Here is a 460-nt window from a genome sequence, read left to right as displayed (position 1 = left end):
GCCTTCCGGGGCCACGATGCAGCCGGTCGTCTCGGTCGGCGCGTGCTCGATAGGGCCGGACGAATAGCTCTGTTCCAGAATGTGATCGGCCTCTGCAAAGCCTTTTTCGACGTCGCCGAAACGCACTTTCCGGCAGGGGCCGCTGTCGTAATGATAGTAATTGTGGCCGTGATATTCGTTGACCAGCGGCGCAGCGGGTTTCAGCGCTTCTTCCATGTCGAAGACAGCCGGGAGAACCTCGTAATCGACCTTCACCTTGGCGGCTGCTTCCTGCGCGGCGCGCTCGCTGTCTGCCAGCACGGCCACCACAGCCTCGCCCTTCCAGCGAACCTTGTCGGATGCGAGAACCGTCTCGTCTTCGGGGCCGACCTGAATAAGAATCAGGATCGTATAGACATTGTGCGGCACGTCTTTCGAGGTCAAAACGCGCGCTACGCCTGGATGCTTTTCAGCCTCGGAA

General features: G+C 60.0%; 1 protein-coding gene. It reads right to left on the bottom strand.

The window, feature by feature from the left end; all coding sequences use genetic code 11:
* Positions 1 to 460, bottom strand: a 460-nt coding sequence (locus tag AB1462_RS31950) for a molybdopterin cofactor-binding domain-containing protein (protein ID WP_367249094.1), incomplete at both ends; no start/stop codon positions are given.

The organism is Pseudomonas sp. SB113, from assembly GCF_040754745.1.
Lineage (GTDB): Bacteria > Pseudomonadota > Gammaproteobacteria > Pseudomonadales > Pseudomonadaceae > Aquipseudomonas > Aquipseudomonas grimontii.
This window is presented reverse-complemented; position numbering and strand designations above follow the sequence as displayed.